The 23,368-nt window shown below is 43.4% G+C and carries 26 protein-coding genes and 1 pseudogene; 19 read left to right on the top strand and 8 right to left on the bottom strand.

Going from position 1 to position 23,368, the window contains the following annotated elements:
- Window positions 1–15: 15 nt before the first annotated feature.
- The 5 genes from NT178_05680 (at window position 16) to NT178_05660 (ending at window position 3,715) form a co-directional block, all read left to right on the top strand.
- On the top strand, window positions 16–234 hold the full coding sequence (locus tag NT178_05680; GenBank protein MCX5812021.1) for a hypothetical protein: 219 nt from the start codon (window positions 16–18) through the stop codon (window positions 232–234).
- 6 nt (window positions 235–240) lie between these two features.
- The gene (locus NT178_05675) at window positions 241–540 is read left to right on the top strand and encodes a type II toxin-antitoxin system RelE/ParE family toxin (GenBank protein ID MCX5812020.1); all 300 of its coding nucleotides are present in this window, start codon (window positions 241–243) and stop codon (window positions 538–540) included.
- A gap of 263 nt (window positions 541–803) precedes the next feature.
- Entirely contained in the window at window positions 804–1,763 is a 960-nt protein-coding gene (locus NT178_05670; GenBank protein MCX5812019.1) for a GGDEF domain-containing protein, read from the top strand.
- Window positions 1,764–2,384: 621 nt separating this feature from the next.
- The gene (locus NT178_05665) at window positions 2,385–3,065 is read left to right on the top strand and encodes a flavodoxin domain-containing protein (GenBank protein MCX5812018.1); all 681 of its coding nucleotides are present in this window, start codon (window positions 2,385–2,387) and stop codon (window positions 3,063–3,065) included.
- Between the two features lie 50 nt (window positions 3,066–3,115).
- The gene (locus NT178_05660; protein ID MCX5812017.1) at window positions 3,116–3,715 is read left to right on the top strand and encodes an HD domain-containing protein; all 600 of its coding nucleotides are present in this window, start codon (window positions 3,116–3,118) and stop codon (window positions 3,713–3,715) included.
- Window positions 3,716–3,809: 94 nt separating this feature from the next.
- On the opposite strand, the gene NT178_05655 is transcribed toward NT178_05660, so the two are convergent.
- The 3 genes from NT178_05655 to NT178_05645 form a co-directional block, all read right to left on the bottom strand.
- Window positions 3,810–5,171, bottom strand: a complete 1,362-nt coding sequence (locus tag NT178_05655; protein ID MCX5812016.1) for an HD domain-containing protein — start codon at window positions 5,169–5,171, stop codon at window positions 3,810–3,812.
- 2 nt (window positions 5,172–5,173) lie between these two features.
- The gene (locus tag NT178_05650; protein ID MCX5812015.1) at window positions 5,174–5,758 is read right to left on the bottom strand and encodes a hypothetical protein; all 585 of its coding nucleotides are present in this window, start codon (window positions 5,756–5,758) and stop codon (window positions 5,174–5,176) included.
- 216 nt (window positions 5,759–5,974) lie between these two features.
- The gene (locus tag NT178_05645) at window positions 5,975–6,232 is read right to left on the bottom strand and encodes a translation elongation factor-like protein (GenBank protein ID MCX5812014.1); all 258 of its coding nucleotides are present in this window, start codon (window positions 6,230–6,232) and stop codon (window positions 5,975–5,977) included.
- A 458-nt stretch (window positions 6,233–6,690) separates the two neighbouring features.
- On the opposite strand from NT178_05645, the pseudogene NT178_05640 reads away from it, so the two are divergent.
- From NT178_05640 to NT178_05605, 8 genes and pseudogenes are all read left to right on the top strand, one after another.
- Window positions 6,691–6,951 (top strand): annotated as a pseudogene (locus tag NT178_05640) (AAA family ATPase).
- Window positions 6,952–6,995: 44 nt separating this feature from the next.
- A complete protein-coding gene (locus NT178_05635) occupies window positions 6,996–7,112 on the top strand; it encodes a hypothetical protein (GenBank protein ID MCX5812013.1) in 117 nt (38 codons plus the stop codon).
- Window positions 7,087–7,308 (top strand): hypothetical protein, encoded by a 222-nt coding sequence (locus NT178_05630; GenBank protein ID MCX5812012.1) that lies wholly within the window; start codon window positions 7,087–7,089, stop codon window positions 7,306–7,308. Before NT178_05635 ends, NT178_05630 begins: the two co-directional genes overlap by 26 nt.
- The gene (locus NT178_05625) at window positions 7,256–8,164 is read left to right on the top strand and encodes a hypothetical protein (GenBank protein MCX5812011.1); all 909 of its coding nucleotides are present in this window, start codon (window positions 7,256–7,258) and stop codon (window positions 8,162–8,164) included. Before NT178_05630 ends, NT178_05625 begins: the two co-directional genes overlap by 53 nt.
- A 14-nt stretch (window positions 8,165–8,178) precedes the next feature.
- Window positions 8,179–8,406, top strand: a complete 228-nt coding sequence (locus NT178_05620) for a zinc ribbon domain-containing protein (GenBank protein ID MCX5812010.1) — start codon at window positions 8,179–8,181, stop codon at window positions 8,404–8,406.
- A 21-nt stretch (window positions 8,407–8,427) separates the two neighbouring features.
- A complete protein-coding gene (tilS, locus tag NT178_05615; GenBank protein ID MCX5812009.1) occupies window positions 8,428–9,819 on the top strand; it encodes a tRNA lysidine(34) synthetase TilS in 1,392 nt (463 codons plus the stop codon).
- Window positions 9,820–9,829: 10 nt separating this feature from the next.
- Window positions 9,830–10,630, top strand: coding sequence for an alpha/beta hydrolase (locus NT178_05610; GenBank protein ID MCX5812008.1), 801 nt, complete (start codon window positions 9,830–9,832; stop codon window positions 10,628–10,630).
- Window positions 10,631–11,058: 428 nt separating this feature from the next.
- Window positions 11,059–12,249 (top strand): pyridoxal phosphate-dependent aminotransferase, encoded by a 1,191-nt coding sequence (locus NT178_05605; protein ID MCX5812007.1) that lies wholly within the window; start codon window positions 11,059–11,061, stop codon window positions 12,247–12,249.
- Between the two features lie 130 nt (window positions 12,250–12,379).
- Here the strand turns inward: NT178_05605 and NT178_05600 are convergent, their stop codons facing one another.
- The gene (locus NT178_05600) at window positions 12,380–13,258 is read right to left on the bottom strand and encodes a dihydropteroate synthase (protein ID MCX5812006.1); all 879 of its coding nucleotides are present in this window, start codon (window positions 13,256–13,258) and stop codon (window positions 12,380–12,382) included.
- 465 nt (window positions 13,259–13,723) lie between these two features.
- Between NT178_05600 and NT178_05595 the strand changes: the two genes are divergently transcribed.
- Window positions 13,724–15,607, top strand: coding sequence for an ASKHA domain-containing protein (locus tag NT178_05595; protein ID MCX5812005.1), 1,884 nt, complete (start codon window positions 13,724–13,726; stop codon window positions 15,605–15,607).
- On the opposite strand, the gene NT178_05590 is transcribed toward NT178_05595, so the two are convergent.
- From NT178_05590 to NT178_05580, 3 genes are read right to left on the bottom strand one after another with little or no spacing between them, the layout of a single operon-like run.
- Entirely contained in the window at window positions 15,604–16,305 is a 702-nt protein-coding gene (locus NT178_05590; GenBank protein MCX5812004.1) for a DUF1638 domain-containing protein, read from the bottom strand. The genes NT178_05595 and NT178_05590 overlap by 4 nt on opposite strands.
- Window positions 16,269–16,934 carry a cobalamin-dependent protein gene (locus NT178_05585; GenBank protein ID MCX5812003.1) on the bottom strand — a complete coding sequence of 222 codons (666 nt, stop codon included), beginning with the start codon at window positions 16,932–16,934 and terminating at the stop codon, window positions 16,269–16,271. Before NT178_05585 ends, NT178_05590 begins: the two co-directional genes overlap by 37 nt.
- A 7-nt stretch (window positions 16,935–16,941) precedes the next feature.
- Window positions 16,942–17,700, bottom strand: coding sequence for a GntR family transcriptional regulator (locus tag NT178_05580; GenBank protein ID MCX5812002.1), 759 nt, complete (start codon window positions 17,698–17,700; stop codon window positions 16,942–16,944).
- Window positions 17,701–18,008: 308 nt separating this feature from the next.
- Here NT178_05580 and NT178_05575 point away from each other — a divergent pair, with 308 nt between their 5' ends.
- The 5 genes from NT178_05575 (at window position 18,009) to NT178_05555 (ending at window position 22,824) form a co-directional block, all read left to right on the top strand.
- Window positions 18,009–18,638, top strand: coding sequence for a cobalamin-dependent protein (locus tag NT178_05575; GenBank protein ID MCX5812001.1), 630 nt, complete (start codon window positions 18,009–18,011; stop codon window positions 18,636–18,638).
- A 4-nt stretch (window positions 18,639–18,642) separates the two neighbouring features.
- Complete coding sequence (locus NT178_05570) at window positions 18,643–19,980, top strand: uroporphyrinogen decarboxylase (GenBank protein ID MCX5812000.1); 1,338 nt, start codon at window positions 18,643–18,645, stop codon at window positions 19,978–19,980.
- Between the two features lie 214 nt (window positions 19,981–20,194).
- Window positions 20,195–20,998 (top strand): methyltetrahydrofolate cobalamin methyltransferase, encoded by an 804-nt coding sequence (locus tag NT178_05565; GenBank protein ID MCX5811999.1) that lies wholly within the window; start codon window positions 20,195–20,197, stop codon window positions 20,996–20,998.
- 86 nt (window positions 20,999–21,084) lie between these two features.
- Window positions 21,085–21,531 (top strand): hypothetical protein, encoded by a 447-nt coding sequence (locus NT178_05560; protein MCX5811998.1) that lies wholly within the window; start codon window positions 21,085–21,087, stop codon window positions 21,529–21,531.
- Window positions 21,532–21,660: 129 nt separating this feature from the next.
- Window positions 21,661–22,824, top strand: a complete 1,164-nt coding sequence (locus NT178_05555) for a hypothetical protein (GenBank protein MCX5811997.1) — start codon at window positions 21,661–21,663, stop codon at window positions 22,822–22,824.
- Between the two features lie 197 nt (window positions 22,825–23,021).
- Here the strand turns inward: NT178_05555 and NT178_05550 are convergent.
- Window positions 23,022–23,368 (bottom strand): hypothetical protein (locus tag NT178_05550; protein ID MCX5811996.1); only part of this gene is annotated, 347 nt, incomplete at its 5' end.

Here is a 23,368-nt window from a genome sequence, read left to right as displayed (position 1 = left end):
TTCGGAGGAACGATTATGGCTACAGCAGTAAGAATATCAGAAAGACTTGTAGATGAAGCAAAGAGATTTGGACGAATTGACCATAGGTCTTTAGCCGGGCAGATTGAGCACTGGGCACAAATGGGCAAATGTGTCGAAGAGAATCCTGACCTGCCATATTCACTTATTAAGGAAATGTTAATAGGATTGGACGAACTGGATCAGGGAGAGAAGACCGAATACACATTTGGATAGACGTCTATGAGGGTATATCAGTCAAAATCATTTGAGGAAAAAGTCAAGAAAATGTTTAAACCGGAGAAGGACTTATTGGATCGAGAAATAAATAAAATTGTGGAAAATCCATGCATCGGAAAGGAAAAAAAAGGTGACCTGCGAGGAGTATTTGTACATAAGTTTAAACTTGAGACTGCTAAGCATAAACTTGAGACTGCGCAGTACCTGCTTGCATATCGAAAAATAGGTGAAGATTTGGAACTTGTTATGATTGGTCCCCATGAAAACTATTATCTGGATTTGAAGCAGTATTTGAAGTCTTGATGAAGCGGAGCAATGAAACGATGCAACTAATCGGCCTGAAAGCAGGCCTCTCAACGATATAGACTTCAGATCATCTCTTCAGAACAGATGCAAATCCATCTTTTGCCAGGAGAACTCCTATCTGTTGGAATTTGTACGGTAAGGCCATAAGGACCACCACTTTAATCTTTTCTTGTAGAAAAATGTGTTTTTAAATTTCATGATGGTGTTATAATGGAATTTTAAATATGCTTCTTAAAACCCTACATGCGTGGGAGGGCACGATGGATCATCCATACAGGCAGTTCAGCGATGAAGAGTTAAAACATATCCATCTCTTTTCTTCTGTGAGCCTTGAGTCTATCAAGGGGTTACTCGAATCCTGCTCGACGTTCGAGTTGGAGCCTGATATGGTATTGATTAGACCAGGAGAGATTAATCACACCGTATATTTCCTCTTGAAGGGTTATCTAAGAATTCACCTCGACAAAATTAATAGTGAACCGATTGCGATACTTGGTCCCGGCGAAAGCGTTGGGGAAATGTCCATCATTGATCAGCAGCCAACATCAGCTTTTGTTGTTGCCGATGAATATTCCAGATTGCTGGTAATGGACGAAGATGTTTTGTGGTCGTTGGTTCAGGCATCCCATGCAGCAGCGTGTAATTTACTTTTTATAATGACGAAGCGTTTACGTCATACTGACTTGGTTATTGTAGAGGGAACAAGCATTGAACAGGTGTATAGCCACTACGGCAGCGTGGATGCCCTGACAGGCTTACATAATCGTTACTGGGTTGACAATGCCTTGAAGAGACAGTTTGCGCGCTCCTTAACCAGCGGATCTCCTTTATCTATAATTATGATAGACATCGACCACTTTAAAAAGTTTAATGACCTTTACGGACATCAATTTGGAGACAGCGTTCTCTATTCGGTTGCGCATATTATGAGTGAACATCTGCGGCCAACAGAATTGATTGCCCGTTACGGCGGAGATCAATTCATCATTGTTCTCCCCGGGTATAATATAAGAAAAGCGAGAGTTATTGCAGAGCGGGTTCAGAAAGAAGTGAATAAAGCAGAGCCTCTGGTGTTGTCTGGAAAAACGCTTCATCATCCTTCAATTTCCATAGGAATTGCAGAGAGAAAGAAAGGGCAAACGCTGGAATTGCTTATCGCTGGAGCCGATAGTGCCTTGTACATGGCAAAAACCTCAGGGCGCAACTGTATTTCAGAATAGAATATTGACGTCACAGGTGAATTCCACTTTTCTTTATACATTGTATTGTACTCGGGCATTGAACGATGGCAAATTGTCTGGAGCAGGCTCAATCAATAGTGATATAAATCCGGTCTTGGTTTCTCCATTTCAGGGCTGGTTTTGCCCTATTTCATACTTCAATCAATAGATTCCTCAAAGCTCTGCTGCGGGGTAGTTCATTACGGAGAAAGTGGATGGAGGTATGCGTGGTATTTTATGGGTGCTCTCCTGTCACTATTTCTGAAAAGGAAATGAGGTCTGGTTTTCATTATCTACAAAGGGAATGAAAAGTTGACAGTGCAGTTTTTTTATAATAATGTAGAATTTATAACGATGCTGTTGAAAAATCCATAGTAGCCGGCATATTACTCATAAAAAGGGGGAAAGAATGGCAAGAATCGGTATTTTAACGTGCTCTAACGCAACACAGGATTTGCGTTGCTCGTCATATCTTTGTTTCCAGGAACTATGGATTGGCCACTGACAAGTGCAATACAACAAGAGCCGAATGATTGCCCAACCATGCCGTGCAGCTAATAGGCCCCAAACCTGTCCCCTGGTGAGCCTTATGACCAAAATCGATAGAGGAGGTACAAACTGATGAACGCTATGAACAAAGAAGAACATGGGATGAACCGGCGGGGATTCCTGCTGCTATCCGCCAGTGCAATTTGCACATCGATTTTGTATCACAACATGGCTGGTGCTGCAAGTGAAAAAACTGGGTCGGAGTTCATAGAATCCTCATGCCAAAAGGACGAAAAAATAAAAAAGAGGGTTTTGATAACGTATGCCAGCCGATGCGGTTCTAGCGGTGGAGTGGCAGAGGCAATAGGACAAGTCCTGTGCGGAATGGGTGCATCCGTTGATGTGCGCCTTGTGGGGAGCGTGAACGATCTAAGTCCCTATCACGGAGTTATAGTGGGAAGCGCCATTCGTATGGGCAAATGGCTGCCTGAGGCAGTGGGTTTTGTGAAAGACAACCAGGACATGCTCGGTCTGCTCCCTGTTGCCTATTTTGTCGTTTGTCTCACTATGAAGGATGACACAGCAGGGAACCGCAGTACAGTCATGGCCTATCTTGCCCCTGTGCGCAAAGAAGCCCCAAAAATACAACCGACGGCTGTAGGTCTTTTTCCCGGGGCGGTGGACTTCAGCAAGCTGTCATTTGTCAATAAGATGATATTGAAGGCGAAAGGGATTTCCGAAGGCGACTACCGCGATTGGCCAACTGTCAAATCCTGGGCTTCCGCTGTCGGTCCGACACTCCCCGTCACATAGATGTCGAGGCGATACAGCGTGAGATACGAGAGATGATAAGAGGAGGTTTTGTGGAAAATCAGATAACTCTTTGGAAGTATTGGATTCCGGTGCTTGAGAATGAACTTGACTGTGAGATGAAAAAGGCGCCTTCACCATCTGAAGTGCATGCCAGGGATCATATCCTCCGTGTGCTGAGGCGATGCATCCGCCTTGGAGAAAAGCTTGATGCTGACCTTGAGATACTGGTTGCGGCAGTTTATCTGCACGATCTCGGGCGTCACTACATTGATGACAAGGCTCATGGTGCTCTCAGCGCCCTAAAGGCACAGCCGGTTCTCGAAAGGATTGGCTTCCCGCAGGAAAAAAGAGACGCTGTCTTGCATGCAATCAGAGTACATGATGTCGCTGCCACCCCGGAAGACAGGACAACCCTTGAGTCAAAGATTCTGTACGATGCTGACAAAATTGATACATTGGGGGTCGTGGGCGTTCTGAGGTACATCCGGCACTTTTACGGAAAGAAACCCGTAGACTATATACTCGATGACATTGATGCCAGATGGGAGGGACTTGCCCTTCCAGAGACGCGAAGCATGGCCTTACAGGACTATAAATACATCAAGGACTATTTCGCACAGTTGAAAGAGGAGCTGGGAGCGGATGCGTAATTTCTGACTCACGTAAACTGGAAAATGAGTCCAATGAGACGTGACAAAAGCATACCCGGTGATATAAACTTATTCTGAAAACTACAAGTAAATTCTAACGTATGTTTAAAAGTGTTCCGGCATAATATAGTGCATCTTCCCTTTCCTTAATCTCTCCTGAAATCTGTTTTTCCCTGATGCTGTTAAGTGTCTTTCCTATCTCCGGACCTTTCATGAATCCCAATTTAATCAGGTCATAACCATTTACAAGGTTTGGTAAAGGTTCTTTCATCCATTCGTTGTATTCATTCAAGATTTCCCTGCATTTGACTTTAATGCGTCTCGTTGACGGATTATCTTTTCCTCCCGAACTTCCGTACATATCGCATAAAGTGAGCAATATGAGTGAAGGCGTTAAATCCCCCATCTTATACACAAGCCTTCTTGTTGCCTTTTCAGTGGATTCGCTGCTGCTGATGAGAAATATTCTCATATGATTTTCAATAAGCTTTTGGATTATTCTTGTTTCGTGAGAGCTGAACCTGAGCCTTTCCATGATCGATGAAGCAATTTCAAAGGAAACACGTTCATGGTAGAAAAAATGAACAAGACCTTTTTGCTCATCAAAAGAGAAGGTGTAGGCCTTTCCAAGGTCATGGAAGAGCAGGGCATATCCGACATCTGCAAGCCTTTTTTCATCGATGTTGTATATTTTGTTATATTTCCTCAAATATTGAAATCCGTCAATAGTGTGGCCGTATGTTTCGAGGGTAAACCCCTTTTCCATATCCATTTGCTTTAAAGCGTATAATTCGGGGAATATTTTAAAAATCAGGCCCGTAGATGTCATAGCATTCAAACCTGCCAGGACATTTCCTGATGTGGTTATCTGATCCATTTCATATTTGATCCTTTCCGGGGCTGTTTGATTGATTAAATGCCCCAACCCGGTAATGTCATCTTTTAATGTATTGTTGAGCGTAAAGCCTTTTAATACCGAAAAGTGGCGAATCGCTTTTAACATTCTCAGCGGGTCGTCTTTCAGCGTGTCCCTTGAAGGGTGTCTGATTATCCTTTTTTTAATATCATCAACGCCATTAAGAGAATCAATAATCTTATCACCATGTATATCGTAGGCGATGGCGTTCATGGTAAAGTCTCTTCTCGGGAGGTCTTCTTCTATGGTGGCGTGAAGGAGCGTAATATCAACAGATATCCCATCCCTTACAATCCTGTATGTTTGGATCGGTTTTTTTCCTAAAACAAAGGCGCCTGTGCCGAATAGCGATTCCAGGATTTTCAGATCTTTTTGCTCTGACAGAGCAAAGTCATAATCATTCGGCTTTTTTTTGAGGCACAACTCTCTTATTGCACCGCCAACAAGGTACACCTTGCCGTTGAAATGCCTTTTGCGAATCTCTTTTACAATCCCTTCTCTTTTTATTCTGTTTTTAAGGGTTTGAAGGGAAATTTCCAATATTATACCTTTTCTGAAAAATCAGCGAGCCCCTTTGAAATCCTTTTTAAAGACTGTGTAATGCCTATATAAATGTACGATGCCCTTGGCATACAAATACCAGTAATGAGCCTTTGCTGATGAATCGGGTCGAATTTTTCAGCCAATTCAATGAGTTTTTCCCTGGAAGATTTGATTTCTTTTCTTAAGTGCTGATTTTTAGTGGCAATGTAATCTCTTGTGTCTACAAACTGAGCATACATTATATTGAAAAGTTCTTCGATCTCGGCGAGAGCTTTATTGGTCATAAGAATGTCCGCCTCCACCTTTTTTTTCATTTTATTAATAAGATTGTCAAATGAAAGTACAATCTCCTGAAATGAAACGAGCAGCCCGATGTATTTCTTTTGTATCGCATCCTTGTCTTCTTCCGCCACTACCTTTTCAGCAAAAGAAGCCCGTTCCTTAATTTCTTCTTTTAGTTTCTTTTTATTTTCTTTTAAAAGATTCACATTTTGTGTAAAGAAACCTTTTTTAACATCTTCAAGCATCAGCGCCATGTATTCAAAGCTACCATAAAATCTTTGCGTCATTTCCTTTTCTTCCATATTTCCTCCCAATTTTTAATAAGTTTTCTCAAATATTGCATAAACTTTCTTGGCCGGCAATTAAAGCGGATAATGATATTTGAAGGATTTAAAAATGCTCTGCACAATAAATATCCGGACCGGCGTTGATAATATAATCCACTTGTCTCCAATGATGAAGCTAATCATCATCAGTGATCCGTATTATATGTCAAATTTCGCCAGAAACCAAGAAACTTACTGTTTTATCAGATATACAGAATCACCTTCTCTTACCCTTTCTTTTGTTTTTATGCCGATATCATCGCCCGCCTCGGCACTTTCTACGTTCTGATGCTCTATCTGTATTGATTCTACGACCTGTTCAAAGTCCGTTGTGTGTCCTTTGATCATTATTCTGTCGTCAATCTTTAATTCGCCATCTGTAATCCTTATTGCGGCTACGCCGATTTTTGAAAAATACCTCTCAACCCTTCCAATCAGATTTTCTTCCATACAACCCTCCTCATTGTTTTTTAACTTAAAGAAATGTTGTACTATTACCGGGATACCCGCAAGCGAGTGTCCCGGCCACTCCTTCTCGCTCACTGTGTGAGCTGAAGTGAAACTTTTTGTTCGCTTTGCACCGGGGCTCAAGCCTATCCTCGTAAGGAGGTCGCCCCCTCCGCAAGATCCGCAAACGGGTGACATGCCCGTGCAAATATATTAATATAATAACACTTTGGTTCAAAAAATTGAACAGGGAAAAACATGTTTAAAAAACAACTTATTTTTGTTAGACTTCTTGAGTCATGAAGAAGATAATACCGCAACAGAAAATCAATATTAAATTTGCAGGGCATTATGAGAACAAAATTATTAAAGCAATTATCTCGTGGGCGTTGCCCTCTGCTATTATTTTCCTGATATGGAATTTCCTTATGAAAAAGATGAGTGGCGCACCTTCAAGCGTGCTAAATTTTGGCAAAAGTAGAGGAAAAATATACGGTGAGAATGAAATAAAAATCACCTTTGGGGATGTTGCAGGCGTAAATGAAGCGAAAGAGGAGTTAAAAGAGATAATTGAGTATCTAAAAACCCCGGATAAATTTCTTAACATCGGCGGCAAGCTCCCGAAAGGTATATTACTTGTCGGTCCGCCCGGAACCGGCAGAACGCTTCTTGCAAAAGCTGTAGCCGGAGAGGCAAAAGCACCTTTTTTCAGTATGAGTGGTTCAAGGCAACGGATATTGCAAAATCCATGGTGAAGGAATACGGCATGAGTGAAAAGTTTGGATACATTACGTTTGAAGGGGAAAGAAAACCACTTTTTCTGGATATAAATCACGGCTTTGGAACAAAGGATTATAGTGAAGAAACGGCAAGAGGATATTGACAATGAGGTAAGAAGGATAATCGATGAGTCCTGTAAAAATGCAAAATTGCTGTTGGTTGATAATAAAGATATTTTAGAAAAAGCAGCAAACACCCTCCTCGAAAAGGAAACAATTGATGGGGAGAAATTGCGTGTTTTAATTAATGGAAAGACAGGTGAAAACGGCAATGACCAATATAGAGAAGAAGCAAATTGATCTGATCAAAGAATCAATATGTGTTTACAAGAAATTTACAGAATGCAGGATCCTTTTTAAGGAAAGGCGTTTATATTTTTCAAATATAGAGGAATTTATTGATGATAAAGGACGTAGCTGTCTTTTCAGGCTAAAGGAAATGTGCCATGAGCTTTTCAGAAATTCCGACGAGGCAACTTATAAAGAGAAATTATACGATATGACGGTAGGATATGTTTTCCACGAAGCGATGAAATTAAGAGAAAATCTTTACCAGATTGAGAGTTACCAGCCTAATTCCGATAAAGTATCCGATTCACTGACTGAGATAGAAAAGAAGATAGTGCGAGAAATTGAGATGCTTACAAGAAAGGCTGAAATAAGACTTAAGGAAGGGGTAAAAGAAGTTAAGACCTTGACTGTTGAGCTTATAGGACAATTACAAAGTTTGATTGAATTGTATAAAAATAATTACTTGTTACCGCGATTTATTCTTGAAAATGAAAAAACTCTTGTATCAATATATGGAAAAAGAGATTTTGAAAGTCTTCTGAATAATTTATATAAAGACGGGAGAGTGGCTTTAATATTCAGAGCAGCAAAGAGCTATCTGAAAAGTGAGTATTTTGATCATGCCCGTTTATTGTTTCGAAGGATATTGACGAAGGATAAAGAAAACAAGACAGCATTGTTTTTATATATGTATACCTCTGCATTTCATTTTTATTTTAAAAACAAATTCTCCAGATCGTTGATTTTTGCTGAGCACGCACATATCATGGATATAGATATTGAAAATATAAATGTATACATGGATTTACTGGAAAAACTTATTTACGATCTGTCAAAAGAGATGAAAAGAACAAATAAGGTGTAGGGGGGAAGGAGATTATGCCTATATATGAATATATATGTGAAAAATGCGGTAATGAATTTGAAATGCTGGTCTTTAGAAATGATGAACCGTCATGTCCGTCATGTGGGGCAAAAAATCCGACAAAAAAGATGTCTTCATTCGGATTTTCTGTCGGCTCCAAGTATACGTCATCATCAATGGATGCAGCAGGATCGTCCTGTGCAAGTTGCGGTTCTTCAAACTGCTCGAGTTGCCATGGATAAGCAGTTCATTTATATAGAATTGTGAATCTTGTTAATAAAGTCAAAAAGATAATTGAAAAAGAAAAACTGATAGAAGCAGGGGATAACGTCCTCATAGGGGCTTCGGGCGGGATAGATTCCACAGCCCTGTTGCATGTTCTATTTGAAATATCAAAGCAAATTAATTTTAAAATCGGTATTGCTCACCTTAACCACCAGTTACGTGGCGAGGAATCTGCAAGGGATGAAAAGTTTGTTGAAGATCTTGCCCGGAAGCTCTCCCTCCAGTTTCATATAAAAAAGGCCGATGTAAAGGGGTATGCGAAATGCTGTGGAGTTTCTCTCCAACATGCAGGGAGGGATTTGAGATATGCGTTTTTTGAGGAGGTTACGAATGCATATGGCTATAATAAAATTGCCGTTGCGCACAACCTCGACGATCAGGCAGAGACATTTTTGTTAAGGATGCTGAAGGGTACGGGCATAAGAGGCCTTTCCTCGATACCGGTAAAAAGAGACAGGATAATCAGGCCGTTCCTTGATACTTACCGTTTTGAGATAGAGAAGTATGCCGGAGAGCATTCAATATTGCATGTGGAAGATTCTTCGAACGATAAGATCATTTATGAAAGGAATTATATAAGGAAACAGGTAATCCCGGTTATGGAAAAGATAAACCCTCTTTTCAAGGAAAAGATTGTTATGCTGCTTCAGGATATTACGGCAATTAACAATCTTTACGGAAGCAAAGCCGAGGAATTTTTGAAAAAAGAACAGAAAATTGAGAATGAAGATATATCCTTTGAGATAGATGCTTTAAAAAATATAGATGAAGAGACAAGGTTCAGGGTGTTCGTAAGCGCATTTACAAGGATTGGGTCGACCTTCATTCCATTGCGGGAGCACGTACGCTTGATAAACAGGGTCATATCAAGCGAAAAACCGAATCTGATGCTTACTATGCCGCGCGGAATCAGGATAAAAAAGGTTTATAACAGACTTATTTTTACAAAGAAGCCGATTCTCCCGAAGATAACAGATATATTTCCGATAAATCCAGGTGAAAACCGGCTGGAGCCTTTCGGACTTATGCTTAATGTTTCGCTACTGTTACAGGATACAAAAATGCCACATCCACCCGACATATACATTGCCCATTTTGACGGTGATAAGGTCGGGAATTTATATGTCAGGACTTTTTTACACGGCGACAGATTCGTTCCCCTTGGAATGAAAAGCCCTTTAAAATTAAAAGATTATTTTATATCCCGGAAAATACCGAAAGAAGAAAGAGGGCATATACCGCTTCTTGTGTCAGGTGATGACATTATCTGGGTTGTTGGATATAGGATGGATGAAAGATACAAAATATCAGAAGATACCAGGAAGGTGCTGAAGATTTCGGTAAGAAAGATTATGGAGCAGGAAGTATGACGGGTAACCGGTGATTCTTAAGCATTCATATGAAAAACCATGGCTGGTGCTCATCCACGGACTCGGGGTTTCGGAGAGGATCTGGTCTGCGCCCAGCGAAGAAAAGATAAAGTTTATCTCTTTCAAGACCTTGCTTAAGCAGGAAAAGGATGCAGTTTCCTTTGTCGACAGGTGCGATGGGCAGTATAATATCGCAAGCTGGACACAGGCTCCATTCGGCGTCATAGACGACGCTGCGGCAGAATTGAAGGATCTTATCAACAATATCGAAAGCAAGGAATTTGTATTTATTGCCCATTCACGGGGCGGACTCGTGGCAAGACGGGCTATTCAGCGATACGGCCTCCGGCCAAGAGCCCTGATCTGTCTTGCAACACCTCATTACGGAAGCAGACTTGCCGACTGTGTGATAAAATACATGCCTTTGATCAATATGGCAGTTCCAACTATAGAACAAAATAGGGCTTCTATTAATGAACTGCGCACTAATGCAGGATTCACCCTGGACATAAACAAACCGGAAAATTTTGAACATGAAAGACATGTACCTTGCTTTGATATATGCGGGGATTCCCCGCGTTATTTCGATTGGGGTCCTATAAACATAATCGGTTCCGCGCAATCTTTTTTCGGCAGCCGTGTAATTGATGAATGGAGAGATGGGGCAGGGGATGGTTTTGTATCGATAAAATCGGCTAAATCCCCGGTAACGCTTGAAAAGCATTTTTATCTGCTGCCGGTAAATCATGCAAATATCCTGGTTAACAGGACAGTATTCGATACTGTATCCAATATCCTGGCAAAATGTTAAAAAACATTTCACATTTATACCATGTTACATTTATTTGCCCATCTTTGTTGACTCTTCCTTGCTAGCCTCTATTTCTGGGACATCCGCACCCCCCACACCGGCAAAGCCGTCAGCGGAGCCTTCCCTTCTTGCTCACTGTGTGAGTAAATTAAATCCTTGTATGTCGGGGCTTGTCGTCGTTGCCCGGTGACCCGCTTGCGGGTGGTGCTTTTGACTACAACATGGTATCAAACCTTAACAACAGGAATAACTCGAAGCGGTTTATTGAATCGCCCAAGTTTTTAACATTCCAATGCCCTGTTAACCATGCAACTAATTTGATTGACAGCAGCATCAGGAATATTGTAAATATTATCCTTCAGTTTTCCGGCAGTATGTAGTAACGCCAATGATGAGAGATAGAAAAACAAACCAAAGGAGGTTTTGATATGTTATCCAAAAGAGCAGAGATGTTGAAACCATCGCCGACATTGGCAATTACCGCAAAGGAAAAGGCGCTCAAGGCAGAAGGTCTGGATATTGCCGGATTCGGAGCAGGTGAGCCGGATTTTGATACGCCTGATCATATAAAGCAGGCAGGAATAAAGGCGATTAATGATAATTTTACGAGATATACCCCAGCGTCAGGGATTGACTCGTTAAAAGATGCTGTTATTGAAAAATTCAAAAGAGATAATGATCTTATATATAAAAGGGATGAGGTTATAATATCCTGCGGGGGTAAACATACCCTGTATAATCTTTTTCAAACAATATTTCAGGAAGGCGATGAAGTGCTGATACCCGTTCCATACTGGGTCTCATACCCTCCTATGGTTGAGCTTGCAGGTGCAAAACCGGTCTTTGTTGAAACATATGAAAATGAAGACTATCAGATCACAGAAGAGATGCTGAAGAAATATATAAATAAAAATACGAAAGGGATAATCCTAAATTATCCTTCAAATCCTGTCGGCTCAATCTTTTATCGCGAAAATCTGGAACAGATAGGAAAACTGGCAGTTGAAAATGACTTTTATATTATCTCTGATGAGATTTATGAAAAGCTTGCCTATGATGAATATGTCCACATGAGCATTGCATCAATGGATCCTTCCTTTAAAGAAAAAACCATCATCTGCCACGGCGTCTCAAAAACATATGCAATGACAGGATGGAGAATCGGTTTTGCTGCCGGACCGGCGCCTATCATAAAGGCAATGGGTAATATTCAGAGCCAGAGCACGTCCAATCCCACATCAATTGCACAGATGGCCGCAGTTGCCGCACTGAACGGCCCCCAGGATAGTATTGCCGTAATGGTAAAAGAGTTTAAAAAGAGACGGGACTATCTTGTAGATGAATTAAAAAGCATTGAAGGTGTGACCTGTTATAGCCCGGGTGGCGCTTTTTATGTATTCCCCAATTTTAACGCCATACTTGGTAAAAATTATAAGGGCAAGGTAATCGAAAACTCTTCGATATGGACGGAAGTACTGCTTGAAGGATTTCACACAGCCGTGGTGCCGGGAGTAGAATTTGGCAAAGAAGGCTATATAAGACTGTCCTTTGCAACATCCATGGAAGTTATCCAAAAAGGAGTAGAGAGAATAAAACATGCAGTTGCATTGCTTAAATAATAGTAAATGAAGTTATTAATATTTTATATTAGATAGATATAACAATAAATTAAAGTAATATCTTAATGATAAACCATATCATACTGATATTAAAGTAAATATAGATATGGTTTATCATTAAAGCTGTATCTTACAATTCCAACCATGAATCCGAATACAGAGTCTGACCGAGAAGTACCCTTGCCGTCTTCACGTAATTAATCTCATATTTTGAAAGTTCGGAAGTGTCCACTTGCTCCCCATCCATTACCCTGTGTACAAGCGCTTCGAGTTCAGGTTTTTCGCCTTTTACGATAGCCCTTAGTTCTGTATCGAAGGCATCAACAATCGCCGAATATATACCGTAGCGTTTGATCATAATGAGATAAGTTCTATTGAGAATCCCCCTGAGGTTGTTAGGCGTGCCGTTTGATACGTTCGAAAGTCCACAGGTTGACTTGGAAGCCGGTGAAAGCTCGGGAAGCATCATGACAAATTCAGTGCAGCCCTGCAACTGAGCCTGCTGAGTGTTGATGGGCAGCACAATTGGGTCGAACCATATATCTTCTTCCAATATGTCGTACCCTGCCGCCTCTGCCATAATCTGGGCTGCAAGCAATCCTCTTTCATTCGAATCCCTTGGAATGCCTTCCGGCCCGAGGGTGAGTCCGATGAAGTAAGCGTTGTATTTTTTTGCAAGGGGCATAAGGGCTGCCATTCTCTCAGGCCTTGCGGATATAGAGTTGATTAAAGCCTTCCCCTTGTGTACCTGCAATCCTGCTTCTATGGCTTCAATATTCATGGTATCCAGGGAAAGAGGGAGGTCTGTTACCTCCTGAACGGTCTTCACAACCCACTCCATAAGTTCAGGCCCTTCCTTACGGGCAGGACCAAGATTTATATCCATCATGTCCATACCGGCCTTTGTTTGTGCTTCTGCCATGGCCCTTATGGGCTCAGGGTCTCTTTGCTTCAGAGCTTCACCTATTTTTTTGGATATGACATTAAGGTTTTCCCCTATTAATAGCACAACAACCTCCTTCAATTCAGCATTTCAGAACATTATACCAATTTGTTTTTTACAGTACACTATATTCTCTACATTACAGATCAAGGCTTCCACATCTTCAGATACGCAGGTATATGGGCAGCTTCCCGTGGACCAACAAGGATTTCCCATTCCGGGAGTTCTTCCTGAAGAGCTCATTAAATATACTACATTTTTTATATAGGGAACATTGTCAAGAAGAAAATCTTCATGGAGGTAAGTTCCCCGGTACGCTGTAAAAAACCACATTGACCCTTGAGAATCAAGATGTTAGACTGGTATTATTCAACATACATTTTCATAAACAATGTGGATATAGTATGTTACAAAGTACGTGCGGGTACAGGAAAGAACAGGAAAAGAAGTAGTCAAACGGTTCGGCTATACCAGCGGGCTGGAGCCGGTATGATGTGACAGAGCTGGAAGATATTATTAAGGCGGTAATAGATGGAAGTTGATTTTGAACCCACAGGAAGGCGTGTGATATGCGAGGGTGGATCGACGCTGCTTGAAGCAGCACAAAAGGCAGGCGTGATGTTGACGGCAATATGCGGTGGTGAGGGCTCCTGCGGACGGTGCGTTGTGCGTGTGATGGAGGGGGATGTATCACCCCCGACACTCAGCGAAAAGTTATTATTGGGTGACGATTCGGCTCTCGATCTGAGGCTCGCCTGTCAGGCCAGGATCGCAGGCGATGTGCGCGTTCATATCCCGCAGGACTCCATGTTAGCGACACAGCGCATCCAGACTGAGGGGCAGATGCCTGTCATTGAACTGCATCCGGCCGTGCATGCCGTTGAAGTGTCCATCGAGAAGCCCTCCATGACTGATCTCCGTTCCGATGCAAGGCGGCTATGGGATGCGCTGGCGTATCCCTGGTCCGGACCCGATGATAATTGCATGCGCATTGATATACAGGTAATGCGGGATATGCCGGTAGATTTACGCGCATGGAATTGGCAGGCCTGTGCATTTGTGCGAGATACCGTGAACCCGAAGATTATTGTTGCCCCGATTAATGGGTGCAATATTAGCTGTCCCACAGGCACACATCTGCGGCCTGAAGTGATTGCCCTGCTTCCGACCGGCAGGTTGCCGCTGGGCCTGGCAGTCGACATCGGAACGACCAAGTTGGCTGTCTACCTCGTTGATCTGGTAAAAGGGGAAATCCTGGCTTCGACCGGCGCAATGAATCCGCAGATTGCCTACGGCGAGGACGTAATAACGCGTATAAATCACGCAGTCAGCAGACCTGAAGGAGCAGAACAATTGGCCTCAACAATTATTGAAGCACTCAACGGGCTGGCAAGTGATCTCTGTGCCCGTGCCGGACATGGCGTGGCCGATATTGCAGACGCGGTTGTTGTAGGCAATACAGTGATGCACCACCTTTTTCTTGGCTTGCCCGTCAAGCAACTCGGGTTGGCGCCATATATCCCGGCATACACTGACCCCATTGATGTGAAGGCACGTGAGGTCGGGTTAGGGTTTGCCAAAGGAGCCTATGTTCACTTGCTGCCAAACATCGCCGGGTTCGTGGGTGCTGATCATGTGGCGATGTTGCTTGCCACAGGACTGCCAGAGCGTGACGGCGTTGTGTTGGGGATAGACATTGGTACAAATACTGAAATCAGCCTGCGTGCTCATGGCCGACACCTGGCATGTTCGACAGCATCCGGCCCGGCCTTCGAGGGGGCGCATATACGCCATGGTATGCGCGCTGCACCGGGAGCCATAGAAAAAGTGACGATCCATGATGGACATGTGTACTTCAGAACCGTTGACGATGTTGCACCTGTCGGATTATGTGGCTCAGGCATCCTTGATTTGACGGCGCAATTGTTGCGCGCAGGCATACTTGATAAGCGAGGAGCTATGAAAGCGCACCCCCGTGTCCGGCAAAGCGTCGCCGGTGGCGAGTTTATCGTCGTACCGGGAGATAAAAACGATGGACGGGAGATCAGCTTCAGCCGTTCAGACGTGACAGAGATTCAACTGGTCAAAGCAGCAATCCGTGCAGGGATTCACACCCTGCTGAATCATGCTGACGTTTGTGAAGCAGATATTGACGAGGTAATCATTGCCGGGGCCTTCGGGACATACCTTGATGTGCAAAGTGGTATTGACATAGGTATGTTCCCCTCTGTGGATCGCCATTGCTTCAGGCAGGTGGGCAACGCAGCAGGCGCAGGAGCGCGCATGGCGCTTCTTTCGGTTGCGCAACGTGAGCGCGCAGCCCGGATTGCCCAACAAATAGAGTATATTGAGTTAAGTTCTGAAAAAAAATTTCAGTCCGAATTCACACGTGCCTTGTTTTTCGGGCACAGTTAAGAATTAGGAAAAAAATCTTCGAACCGGATGGAATGACCCGGTTCAACGACGATGAATTCATTATCCCAGGGTCCATTGAGCATCTTCTTCACCAGGGTTGTCGATCCTTCGATCTCTTCGTACCTCAAGCCGAATCGCTGAGCGGTGCGTTGTGCATAATCGCGATAATGCTCAAGAGCGTATTGTCCCGTATTAATAAGCGCCAGGCGCTTGTAGTTGTTGAGCATAAGACGGATTATCCGATCGGCGTGTTTTTGGCCACGACTTGCCACCATGCGTTCATATTCGGAAAAGGGGCTGTCGCCCACCTCAATCCAACCTTTAGTAAGATAATATGTCCCAGGCTCAAATCTGGACTGCTGTTGGTAGGCCGAGCCTGAGCCCAGAAAAATCGCAATGCAGTCATCCACCCGCGGCACAACCAATGTGCAACCGGTGGCGTGTAATCCGATTACACCCTGTGAACAAAGCCCGTAGCCCAGAATAATAGTTTCAAACTGACCCATTGATGCATCAATGGCATCCTGAAGGGCCTGGCGAAGTTTGGAGGGATTGATATGAAGGCCAAAATCGAGAATCCTGTGTTTTACATCAGGGGGCAGCAGGGGCAGCATCTCTTCGATGACAGTAGCACAGGCAATTACCAGTTTTTGTGTTTTATTTATGGATGGTTTATTTTCTGCACAATGCGTTGACAAACTCGCACTCCCTCCATGGCATCCGTTACCCAGAAATCGGCGCCGACAAAACGACAGATTTCCTCGCTTAATGTACTTCCGCCAATAATAATAGGGATAGCACATTCCACTGATATGTTGTGTTCTCTTACCAGCCGGGTCGTTTCTCTCATGCTTTCATAGGCGACTGTCACCAAGCCTGAAAGACCAATTATGTCAGGCGGAGTATTCCGTAAATGTTCAAGGAATTTTTGCGGCGGCACATCTATGCCGAGATCTTCAACGGTGAATCCGTAACAACGAAGAGCCAGCGCTACAATATCTTTGCCGATGTCATGAATATCTCCCTGTACCGTGCCCAATAAAACTTTCCCTGATGAAGCATTGCCTGTTAATCTTTTTTCCATAGATGGCTGACTGATCATCATTACTTCACGAAAGATCTCTCCGGCCATAATCAATGCAGATAGATAATACTCCCGTCTTTCGTAACGTTCGCCCACCATTCGCATAGCATGCTCGCAGTCCTGCATGATGTCTATAGGGTCCTGCTTCGCATCCAGTAAGCGCCGGACTGCTTTAAGGACATAAGTTTCATCAAGGTCAACGAGATGTGTGATCAGTGCTTTTCTGATATCTTTGTCCGTCATATTTCTCCTAAAGATCGGCACCGGCGCCGATAAAAGTTGTGAGCTTGAAATGGTCAGCCCGACAGATAAACCCTCCCCAGCTCACAAGCTGGTCATGGAAATCATAGAAAAAATGCTCAAGGTAAAATGCTGCTGTTCCGACGGGAACTTTAAGTTGCAAGGCCTCTTCCTCCCTGATATTGACCGGTTCAATAGTCAGATGGCCTCGCCTCAACCCACCGCTGCTTTGTCCCTGAAGCAAACCTTCCAATAATGTTATCTGGAGCTGTGCCTCTACCAGAGGACGTCTCGGATCATAGACCACATATTCGCGGTGATACATGGTCGGTGCATCTTCATTTAATACAATCCTTCTCATATAGATGGTACGCTCGCCGGGTGCGATAGCCAGCTTGCGCGCCACACGCTCGTCAGCGGACACAATGCTTGCCTCCAATAACCTTACTGTTGTAAGGCTTCCCTGAGCCCAGTTATTTTTCAGCTCCTGAAGCCGGAAAACTGCCTCGCCAATATCGAGTGATCTAACAAATGTACCTTTCCCCTGGGTGGCGCTTACCAAGCCCCTCTCAACCAGGATGTTGATGGCGCGGCGTACGGTCATGGGACTGATGTTGTATTGTGCGCAGAACTGTGCTTCGGCAGGCAACTGATCGCCTGAGCGCACAACACCGGTGGCGATCTGCTCACTTACAATACGTACGAGCTGCATATAGGCAGGTTCGTAGGAATTGCGGTCAATAATCTTTATATTGGCATCATGGTCCATGGAGTTACCATTTTCCTCTTTACAATTTATATATATAAGTATAGAACATATTCCTTGACAATTTATATATATAATATACAATATGAAAGAACAAAGTTCAAGAGGAACTGAAAAAAGCTGTGTTATTGTCCAACATACACTGAAAATGGCATTAATCAGGAAAGGAGGTTTTTTTTGCTCTGCTTAATTTGTCCGACAACGTTGACGTGACCTGGAATGTCAAATTATGGGGGGGGGTGACAGGTTGAGGTAAATGTATTAATGACTAATTACTAAAGAACCTAATTTAAGATAAGGAGGTAAAAAGCATGGCCGAAGATATGGTTAGTGCGTTAGCTGATTTAAGAGAAGATGATGTTATGAAAATTGTTCGAGACAGGTTGAATGCCGGCGAGGAACCGTTAAACATTCTTGATGATGCGAGACGTGCGCTGGAAATTGTTGGGGAACGTTTTGCCGCCGCCGAGTATTTTATACCTGACCTGCTATACTCCGGTGAGATACTTAAGGGTGTCACGGCTATAGTTAAACCGGAACTATCGAAGACAACTGAAGCAAAAAAACTGGGTAAGATCGTTTTTGGCACTGTTGCAGGGGACATACATGATATTGGCAAAGACATTGTAGCCTTTATGCTTGATGTAAATGGCTTTGAGGTTTATGACCTCGGAGTTGATGTTCCGATACAGAATTTTGTGGAGAAAATAAAGGAAACCGACGCCACCATTGTCGGTTTAAGCGGGTTTTTAACGCTGGCCTTTGATTCGATGAAACAAACCATCCAGGCCATAAAAGATGCTGGTTTGAGAGATAAGGTAAAGATCATGATTGGAGGCGGCCAGATTGATGAACAGGTAAGGGGTTATGTCGGGGCAGATGCATACGGGAAAGATGCCATTGAAGCCGTAAATCTGGCGAAATCCTGGATAGGAGGGTGAGTCAATGGAAAAGAAATGGGAAGAGATGTCAGCAGCAGAAAAACGAAAAGCGAGATTTGAAACATGGCTGTCTGCCACAGGCGTCGAATTTCAAAATGCTGAGGCTGAAGCCAACTTTAAAGCAGCCGTAACAAGATTTAAGGACATCGTACTCATGGAAAAGGTTCCGGACAGGGTGCCTGTGCTGCCTTTCGGAATATTTATGCAAACGCATCTGTATGGTGTAACGCCATATGAAGCAATGTATGATACTGAGAAAATGCTCTCAGTTCAAGCGAGCTTTATTAAGGATTATGCGCCTGACTATTATACTACGCCTGCCCTTGTCGGTTACGGAAAAATCTTTGATATTCTTGACTACAAGCAGTATAAGCTGCCTGGCCATGGGATCTCTGAAAAATCCGCTTACCAATACGTGGAAGGTGAATACATGCTGGCGGATGAGTATCCGGCACTTATCAATGACCCAACGGATTTCTGGATAAGATGCTTGATGCCTCGCGCCTATGGAGCGCTTGATCCATTGAAAATGATCGCCCCCTTTACTGATAATTGGGAGGTAGTAACAGTCTCGGCACAAATGATACCTTTTGGCATCCCACCGGTTCAGAATGCCTTGAAGGCGCTATTGGATGCAGGAAATGAAGCAATGGCATGGATACAGAAAGTCGTGGGTTTTGAGATGCAAGCCAGGGGCATGGGTTGTCCGGGTTGTTTTGGAGGCGCAACAAAAGCCCCATTCGACATTCTCGGGGATACCTTGAGGGGAACGCGCGCAACAATGATGGACATGTATCGGCGGCCGGACATGGTTTTGAAGGCTGTGGAAAGACTCACGCCTCTTGCTATCAGCCAGGGTGTGAGGGGTGCAACGATGCAGGGCTGTCCGGTTGTGTTTATCCCTCTACATAAGGGTGCTGACGGGTTCATGTCGGACAAACAGTTCAGAGAATTCTACTGGCCTACCCTTAAGAAAGTTATCCTCGGACTGGCAGCAGAGGGATGCGTGCCCTTCCTGTTCTGTGAGGGGTCATACAACACACGGCTTGAGTATCTCAAGGAGCTTCCCGAGACGTCCTGCATGTGGGTGTTTGACCGCACGGATATGGCTGTGGTGAAAGAAACGATTGGAAAGAAATTATGCATTGGTGGTAATATTCCTTCAGGGCTACTGCTTACCGGTACTCCTGATGATGTAAGAGCATATTGTAAAAACCTTATTGATATAGCAGGAAAGGGCGGCGGATATCTCATGTGCACGGGAACAGCCATGGATGAGGGTAAGGCTGACAATGTCCATGCAATGATTGATTTCACAAAAGAATACGGAGTTTACAAATAAAAGAAGAAAGCAGGGTAGGGCTCTTTATAACAGAGGAGAGGCTATGACGCAAAACTGCGTTATACCTCTCCTCACAATAATCAGAGTATAGATTTATTCACGCTTTTGATGCTGTAAATGTTGTAACCTTTGTTATGAAAAAGTTGAACTATAATTACAGAATCAGAGTAATGCTGGTGGGCTATTACCCTAAGAATCTTCAAAGGAAGGATATATGAAAATCATCGGTGAAAAAATTAATGGTACGCGCGCACAAGTCCGTACCGCCATTGTCAACAGAGATGCAAACTTTATCAAAGGTCTGGCCGAAGATCAGGTTAGGGCAGGGGTCGACTTTCTGGATGTAAACGCCGGCACAACCCCTGACAGGGAACCGGATGATTTAGTTTGGTTAGTGAAGACAGTGCAGGAAGCGGTTGATATCTCTTTATGTATAGACAGCACCAATACCGTTGCTTTGACCGCGGCGCTAAACCATGTCAAACAAGAGCCGATGATCAATTCTATAAGCGGTGACAAGGAGCGTCTGGAAAATATGCTTCCTATTGTTGTAAAGCATAATTGTACAGTTATTGCGCTGGCCCTCGATGAATCTGGGATCCCGAAAAATGTGGAAGACCGGATGAAGGTGTTGAAAAGGGTTTTTAACGCTACTCGTGATGCAGGAATATCCGACGAAAAGGTCTATGCAGACCCTTTGATTATGACTATCGGAACTGATACGCAAGCCGGATTAATGGCACTGGAATCTATTAGGGCAATTAAGAGGGAGTACCCCAGGGCACATATAACAAGCGGCCTGAGCAATATTTCATTCGGGCTGCCGGCCCGTTCTTTAATCAATCGAACTTTCCTGACGCTTGCTATGGAGGCCGGTCTTGACTCTGCCATAGTTGACCCCACGAATCAGGCGCTTCGTGAAGCCTTGATTGTGACCGAGCTACTGCTGGGACAAGACAAATTCTGCCGCAGATATACACAGGCATTCAGGTCTGGACTGATAGCAAAAAACAAATAAATGTTATGCAAGATAAAACAGATTGCAGGGACAGGATTTCAAAAATTGCATTTTGCAGCATGTTTATTATAAAGTAGTAAGTAATAATGGGAATAATTGTAGTAATTGCATGGATGTTTAACCTGGTAGTCGTATTTGGGGGTTTTGCAGTTACTGCCTTTATGATTCTGTTTTTTATATATAAGCGCAAGAAAAAGACAGTAGTTCATATTGTCATCACAGCATTGGTGCTATCAATACCGATAACTTATTATCAATTAGCTGTTTTAGCTGAGAAACTTCAAAACGAATCTGTGTATAGACTGTTTGCTTTTGCGAAAATAACATGGCGTCCTGAGATGCTGTATGTAGAAATAATATCTATATGTTTCTGTGGTGCGGCATTTTTATTTGCTAAGAATAAATCTTATGTCTATTTCACATTGTCAGCTATTGCTGTTTCGGGGGTGTTTTCTGGTCTATGGCAGGCAATAGTCGGATTATTTTACGCAACTGGTTTTTTTAATTATTACAATATTTCAATGCGTTATTAAATTTTGAAATTTCTTCCACTCCTGTGAGCATCGCACCCCGCATTTCGCGGTCAGTATTTCATTGACACAGAAGGCTGTAGGTTGTATGATAAAAGGCATTGAAGGAGAGTCGTTCGTAATACTTCCAGCATGAAAAGACGCGATTATTTCTACCGGGCATTGAGCTGTTTTGTCACAATGCTATTGTTGATCCTGCTGCATCAACCAGTCGCAGCGCTTTCTTCCATAGATACCTCCAACCCTATCAATGAAGCTGCTATGAAGCTGGTGCAGTTTTGCATTGAGACTAAAGCAGGCTTTGATGAACAAGCTATCGCTATTCTCGTGGATTATGTTCTGAGCTCTAAGCAAAGCAAGGAATATGCCCTCCCTAAATCCATGGACAGCACCGGGGTATATTATGAATTTGACACGAAGATCAACTTCCCCCGATTCATAGAGTATTCGTACAACCCCCTTATCCCCCCTGTAATTACGAGACCATCTTCTCTGCGATACTCAATTTGGAATGCCAATAAAGAGGAATCCAAGAAGTTGCCCAACAGTTGGAAGCCGATTCCTTCCGGTGGAGTTCCGGTTGTTATTCACGGCATACAGCATGAATCAGACACGCCCGACCTTAATACCGGCATCTACCATGAATACGATCTGAAACGAACTTTTATTCTGCTCAATTACAAAGGACGACAGGTAATGGTCTCCGTATCTAAACAGATCAGTAAATCCAATGTAGGAAAAAAAGGGATTATTCTGGGCAATGACAATAGCTGGAACTACTACTACTCAGGAGAACCGGGTTCTGCAAGAACCGGTCTTGGATGGGTCAAATCATATATTTACGATTTTTTTTCAGTTGGTATCTATGTAGAATCAGGTGCTGTGCCTGTCATGGTCAGGAGCGGTGTTTTCCAGTGGCTACGCGCCGGCTGGTCAGGAATAAATTTTGTTAAACCAAATCATATTATTGAAGGGCTGAAACGCTTTTCTCGCGATTGCAGGATGAATCTGGAGTCTCCCCGTATGCCTGCTCCGGATCAGATAATTTCTGTCTACGAATGGCTTTCGAATATGCCGGCAGACGATTTAAACAAGAAATATGCTGTCTTGCAGCAGGAGCAACGGTCTTCGGCTATTCAGATCGGCAAAATCAGCAAATCTGAATCAGATAAACAAGTAACTTTTGCCAATATGCCAAAAGAGCAGATGCTTCAAGAACTTATGTTGGAATACCTTAAAATGATTCTCGGGAAACCAGCGTTATTCGGTAAGAACTTTGGGGATGTTGGAACATAATCATATACATCGATAACCTGTTGCTATAATGTAATTTCAGGGTTCCTGTTCAATAAGTAAGGGATCCTGCTTGCTGTTATACCACCTTACCACCCGTCCGTCTTCAAAATCGATATATGAGAACCCATAGCTCCATCTGTTCCCGGAAATCTGTGTCGGAGTTCCCTGTATTACCAGTACATCATCCGTTGTAGAACCTAATGTACTTTCTGTTCTTCAGGCGTTTTAACAGGCACCATTCTTACATGCAGCGGTTCGAGCTTGCTGTTATACCACCTTACCACCCGTCCGTCTTCAAAATCGATATATGAGAACCCGTAGCTCCATCTGTTCCCGGAAATCTGTGTCGGAGTTCCCTGTATTACCAGTACATCATCCGTTGTAGAACCTAATGTAAAGTATTCTTTCTGTTCTTCAGGCGTTTTAACAGGCACCATTCTTACATGCAGCGGTTCGAGCTTGCTGTTATACCACCTTACCACCCGTCCGTCTTCAAAATCGATATATGAGAACCCGTAGCTCCATCTGTTCCCGGAAATCTGTG

It is taken from the genome of Pseudomonadota bacterium (genome assembly GCA_026388255.1).
GTDB lineage: Bacteria > Desulfobacterota > Syntrophorhabdia > Syntrophorhabdales > Syntrophorhabdaceae > JAPLKB01.
The sequence above is the reverse complement of the archived record's forward strand: the minus strand, read 5'-3'. Positions and strand labels throughout refer to the sequence as shown.

Bases quoted from the DNA above. Each gene is read 5' to 3' on its own strand.
- NT178_05680 (MCX5812021.1), top strand. From the start codon at position 16: ATGGCTACAGCAGTAAGAATATCAGAAAGACTTGTAGATGAAGCAAAG.
- NT178_05675 (MCX5812020.1), top strand. From the start codon at position 241: ATGAGGGTATATCAGTCAAAATCATTTGAGGAAAAAGTCAAGAAAATG.
- NT178_05670 (MCX5812019.1), top strand. From the start codon at position 804: ATGGATCATCCATACAGGCAGTTCAGCGATGAAGAGTTAAAACATATC.
- NT178_05665 (MCX5812018.1), top strand. From the start codon at position 2,385: ATGAACGCTATGAACAAAGAAGAACATGGGATGAACCGGCGGGGATTC.
- NT178_05650 (MCX5812015.1), bottom strand. From the start codon at position 5,758: ATGGAAGAAAAGGAAATGACGCAAAGATTTTATGGTAGCTTTGAATAC.
- NT178_05645 (MCX5812014.1), bottom strand. From the start codon at position 6,232: ATGGAAGAAAATCTGATTGGAAGGGTTGAGAGGTATTTTTCAAAAATC.
- NT178_05635 (MCX5812013.1), top strand. From the start codon at position 6,996: ATGAGTGAAAAGTTTGGATACATTACGTTTGAAGGGGAAAGAAAACCA.
- NT178_05625 (MCX5812011.1), top strand. From the start codon at position 7,256: ATGGAAAGACAGGTGAAAACGGCAATGACCAATATAGAGAAGAAGCAA.
- NT178_05620 (MCX5812010.1), top strand. From the start codon at position 8,179: ATGCCTATATATGAATATATATGTGAAAAATGCGGTAATGAATTTGAA.
- NT178_05605 (MCX5812007.1), top strand. From the start codon at position 11,059: ATGTTATCCAAAAGAGCAGAGATGTTGAAACCATCGCCGACATTGGCA.
- NT178_05595 (MCX5812005.1), top strand. From the start codon at position 13,724: ATGGAAGTTGATTTTGAACCCACAGGAAGGCGTGTGATATGCGAGGGT.
- NT178_05585 (MCX5812003.1), bottom strand. From the start codon at position 16,934: ATGACGGACAAAGATATCAGAAAAGCACTGATCACACATCTCGTTGAC.
- NT178_05580 (MCX5812002.1), bottom strand. From the start codon at position 17,700: ATGGACCATGATGCCAATATAAAGATTATTGACCGCAATTCCTACGAA.
- NT178_05575 (MCX5812001.1), top strand. From the start codon at position 18,009: ATGGCCGAAGATATGGTTAGTGCGTTAGCTGATTTAAGAGAAGATGAT.
- NT178_05570 (MCX5812000.1), top strand. From the start codon at position 18,643: ATGGAAAAGAAATGGGAAGAGATGTCAGCAGCAGAAAAACGAAAAGCG.
- NT178_05565 (MCX5811999.1), top strand. From the start codon at position 20,195: ATGAAAATCATCGGTGAAAAAATTAATGGTACGCGCGCACAAGTCCGT.
- NT178_05560 (MCX5811998.1), top strand. From the start codon at position 21,085: ATGGGAATAATTGTAGTAATTGCATGGATGTTTAACCTGGTAGTCGTA.
- NT178_05555 (MCX5811997.1), top strand. From the start codon at position 21,661: ATGAAAAGACGCGATTATTTCTACCGGGCATTGAGCTGTTTTGTCACA.